At 66.9% G+C, this 4,275-nt stretch carries 4 protein-coding genes and 1 pseudogene; all 5 read left to right on the forward strand.

Annotated elements, in window-relative coordinates:
- Positions 1-390 (forward strand): annotated as a pseudogene (locus tag AC5P5W_RS20605) (methyl-accepting chemotaxis protein); the annotation flags it as partial.
- Positions 391-550: 160 nt separating this feature from the next.
- Positions 551-1,324 carry a flagellar brake protein gene (locus tag AC5P5W_RS20610; RefSeq protein WP_142234674.1) on the forward strand — a complete coding sequence of 258 codons (774 nt, stop codon included), beginning with the start codon at positions 551-553 and terminating at the stop codon, positions 1,322-1,324.
- 183 nt (positions 1,325-1,507) lie between these two features.
- A complete protein-coding gene (locus AC5P5W_RS20615; protein ID WP_014647021.1) occupies positions 1,508-1,999 on the forward strand; it encodes a chemotaxis protein CheW in 492 nt (163 codons plus the stop codon).
- A gap of 135 nt (positions 2,000-2,134) precedes the next feature.
- Entirely contained in the window at positions 2,135-2,518 is a 384-nt protein-coding gene (locus AC5P5W_RS20620; RefSeq protein WP_014647020.1) for a hypothetical protein, read from the forward strand.
- A 101-nt stretch (positions 2,519-2,619) separates the two neighbouring features.
- Positions 2,620-4,275 (forward strand): methyl-accepting chemotaxis protein (locus AC5P5W_RS20625; RefSeq protein WP_495221421.1); only part of this gene is annotated, 1,656 nt, incomplete at its 3' end.

Raw genomic sequence — 4,275 nt, forward strand, 5'->3', positions numbered from 1 at the left:
GGCGAGATCGTCGCCTCGGTGCAGCGCGTGACCGACATCATGGCCGAGATCTCTGCGGCCTCGCAGGAACAGTCGGCGGGCATCGAGCAGGTCAACCAGACCGTGGTGCAGATGGACGAAACCACCCAGCAGAATGCTGCGCTGGTGGAAGAAGCCACTGCTGCGGCGCGCGCGATGGAAGACCAGGCCGTGCAGCTGGGTGAAGCCGTGGCCCGCTTCCGGCTGGCATCGCAGGGCACGATGGCCATCCCGGCACGCCCGCTGGCCGCACCGGTACCGCGACAGGTCGCAGCCGCCGCGCCTGCGGCAAAGCCGGCCCCGGCACGTGCGCTGCGCACGGCAACGGCCCAGCCGGCGCTGGCCACGGACGGCGACTGGCAGGAATTCTGACAGAAGCACGGGGTCAGATCCCTTTCCTGTGGGAAAGGGATCTGACCCCTTACGCGTGGAAAGTGATGCAAATCCCACTTCATAATCCGGTGCAGAGGCCGATATCCCCATCGAGCCTCGCGCCAATGCGTGCTGGCGCCCGCCCCTGACCGTAGATTCCATGTCCGACGGCAACGACACTGCAGTGCATGATGTCCACGCGGCTGATGCCGCGGACGAACGATTCCTGGTCCGCAACCCGCGCCAGCTGCGCCAGCTGCTGCGCTCGCTGATCGACCAGCGATCGCTGATCAATGCCCATATCGACGGCCGCGACCGTTCCTTCCCGACCGCCCTGCTCGACCTCGACGAGGACGAGGACTTCCTGCTGCTCGATGGCAGCCCGCAGGAAGCCTCCAACCGCGCCGCCGAGCAGGCCGATCACCTGCTGTGCTTCGCCCAGCTCGAGCGCGTGCTGGTACGGTTCCGGCTGCACGAACTGCAGCGCGTGGACAACGAAGGCCATGTGGCCTTCCGTGCGCCGCTGCCTGACGAACTGGTGCACCTGCAGCGCCGCGAGCTGTACCGGCTGGAGACGCCGGTCACCGACTCGCCCCACCTGCTGCTGCCGCCTGGCGAAGCGCGCGCCGAAGCCCTGTCGATGCGCGTAGTGGACATCAGCGGTGGCGGCCTGGCCGTGGTGGTGCCCAATGACTGCGCGGTGTTTGGTCTGCAGAAGCGCTATCCGGCGCGGCTGTCGCTGCCGGACGGCCCCGACCTGGATATCGAACTGGTGGTCTGCAACCTGCTGCCGCAGCGTCAGCCCAATGGCATCGAGGTCAAGCGCGTGGGAATGCGCTTTGAATGCCTGCCACGCGGCGCCGACAGCGCCATCCAGCGCTACATCTTCCGCATCGACCGCCAGCGCAAGGCCCGCCGCAACGGCGAGCTCTGAGGCCGTCCGACCGGTAGTGCCGGCCGCCGGCCGGCAACCCTGGAACGCGTGCCGGGGTCAGATCCCTTTTCCCTGAAAAGGGATCTGACCCCATCCACGGCACTGCCCGGCACCTAAAGTCCCCCCCGGCGGGGCCGATATCGAGCCTGACACCGGGACTTCCGGCAGAACCAGGACCCCTCGATGAACGACAAGACCAGCTCCGCCGCCAGCGCCGGTGGCGAATTCCTCAGCTTCACCCTTGGTGACGAGCACTATGGCGTGGACATCCTCAAGGTGCAGGAAATCCGCGGCTACGACGCCGTCACCCGCGTGCCGGACGCCCCGGACTACATCAAGGGCGTGATCAACCTGCGCGGCACCATCGTCCCGGTCATCGACCTGCGCCTGAAGCTGCGCCTGGACAACGCCCGCTACGATGCCTTCACCGTGATGATCGTGCTGAACGTGGAAGACCGCGTGGTCGGCATCGTCGTCGACAGCGTCTCCGACGTGATCCCGCTGTCGGCCGAGCAGATCCGCCCGACCCCGGAATTCGGCGCGGCCGTCGACACCCGTTTCATCTCCGGCATCGGTACCCACGACGATCGCATGCTGATCCTGCTGGACATCGAGACCCTGCTCGACAGCGCCGACATGGGCCAGGCCAACCTCGCCGAAGACGTCGCTGCCTGAGCAAACGGAACTGCTTCACGTTCCAGTCACAAAACCCTTCAGTTCCCTTCGGCGGTGCCGATAGGGGGACAGAAGCCGGTCGCGCAGGAGCGCGCAGGACCGGCCCGATCGTTACCATCCCCGGAGATACCCTCGATGAAGTCCCTGTTTGCGTTCGTCTCGGCCGCTGTCCTGGCCACCACCGCCGCCTCCGCTTTCGCCCAGTCGGCCGACATGATCCCGCCGGAAATGGCGCCGCGTTCGGTCGGCAAGGACGGCATGGTCTGTGGCAAGGTCGAAAAGGCCCGTTACGCAGAAGGCTCCGAAGGCCAGCCGACCTTCCTGTACATGGGCGGCGCCTTCCCGCGCCACACCTTCTCGGCGCGTATCGCCGGCGAGAACCGCGGCAAGTTCTCCTTCCCGCTGGAAACCCTGGAAGGCAAGACCGTGTGCGTGATCGGCAAGATCCAGCGCGACGCCTCGCGTGCGGAAATCGAAGTCAGCTCGCCGGCCGGGCTGAAGCTGGCCAACATCAAGTAATCCGCCGTTCGTCGGACCACGCCGGGCCTGGTCCTGGCGTGGTTTCTGCTGCAACCGGGCCCGATGCCCGGGCGCGTCTGCCTTAGGAGCTCGCAACGCCCATGCCGTGGATCAACAACCTGAAACTGATGCCGAAACTGCTGCTGACCTTCGGCGTCCTCCTGCTGGTGATGCTGCTGCAGGGCATCGTCGCCTATCGCGGCCTGCATTCGCTGAACAACGTGACCACCGAGCTGGCCGGTTCACGCATGGAGAGCATCCGCATGGCCGGCGAGATGCGCGGCATGCTGGGCGAGTACCGCAATGCCGCCTACCAGCAGCTGATCCGCGCCAGCGATGACGTCAAGTCCGATGCGCGCAAGCAGGGCGTCGACCTGCGCGCCAGCATGGACAAGTCGATCAAGGAGTATCCGAAGCTGGTCGACAACCCGCAGCAGAAGAAGCTGTTCGACGCCTTCGCCAAGGAATGGAAGGACGCCCTGGCATCCTATGACAGCGTCACCGAGATGCTGGAACTGGACCTGCCGGACGACGCCATCGATACCTTCGTCGGCGAAACCCGCACCAAGCACCGCAAGGCCGCCTCCGCGCTGGAGGCGCTGATCGCCGAAGACAACCGCCTCGCCCGCGCCTCGCGCGAAGAGGCCGCATCCACCTACTCCGCCTCGGCCGTGCTGACCGTGATCGCCCTGCTGGGCGGCGCCGCGCTCGGCCTGGTGCTGGTGTGGCTGTTTGCCCGCGCCCTGGTCGGCAGCGTGCGTGGCGCCGTCTCGGTGGCCAACGACGTGGCCGGCGGCAAGCTCGATGGCCACATCGACGTCAGCCGCCAGGATGAAGTGGGCGAACTGATGCAGGCCATGCAGCGCATGCAGCGCGACCTGCGCGAGCGCATCGAGACCGACCAGGCCATCGCCCGCGAGAACCTGCGCATCCGTACCGCGCTGGACTACAGCTCGACCGGCGTCTACCTGACCGACACCAGCAACACCATCGTCTACAGCAACCGCGCCCTGCAGCAGACCCTGAGCCAGTACCAGGACGAACTGCGCCGCGACCTGCCGGACTTCGATGCGCAGGCTTCGCTGATCGGCAAGCCGGTCACCGTGCTCGAACACCGCGGCGAGATGGACCAGACCCTGCTGGGCAACCTGAAGGCACACGGCGTCGCCCGTCGCCCGATGCAGTACGGCGATGCCCAGTTCGCCCAGGTGGTCTCGACCATCCGCAATGAAGGCGGCGACACCGTCGGCTACGTGGTGGAATGGCGCGACCGTACCCAGGAAGCGCAGGTCGAAGCCGAAGTGGCCCGCGTGATCGCCCAGGCCGCCGCTGGCGACCTGTCCGGCCGCATCGATGCCAGCGACAAGGAAGGCTTCTTCCTGCAGCTGGCCCAGCAGATCAACGGCCTGCTGGACGCCAATGCCGGCAGCATCGAGCAGATCTCCGGCCTGCTGGCCGCGCTGTCGCAGGGCGACCTGACCGTGCGCATGCACGGCGATTACCAGGGCGTGTTCGCCCGGATGCGCGACGACGCCAACGCCACCGCCGCGCAGCTGAGCGAGATCGTCACCCGCATCAAGCAGTCCAGCCGCGCGATCAGCTCCGCTGCCGGTGAAATCGCCTCCGGCAACAGCGACCTGTCGCGCCGCACCGAGCAGCAGGCCGCCAACCTGGAAGAAACCGCCGCCTCGATGGAGGAACTGACCTCCACCGTGCGCCAGAACGCCGAGCACGCACGCCAGGCCAACCAGCTCGCC

It is taken from the genome of Stenotrophomonas sp. YJH_SMC_123 (assembly GCF_059368215.1).

Coding starts and splice junctions, on each gene's coding strand:
- AC5P5W_RS20620 (WP_014647020.1), top strand. CDS start 2,135: ATGAAGTCCCTGTTTGCGTTCGTCTCGGCCGCTGTCCTGGCCACCACC.
- AC5P5W_RS20610 (WP_142234674.1), top strand. CDS start 551: ATGTCCGACGGCAACGACACTGCAGTGCATGATGTCCACGCGGCTGAT.
- AC5P5W_RS20615 (WP_014647021.1), top strand. CDS start 1,508: ATGAACGACAAGACCAGCTCCGCCGCCAGCGCCGGTGGCGAATTCCTC.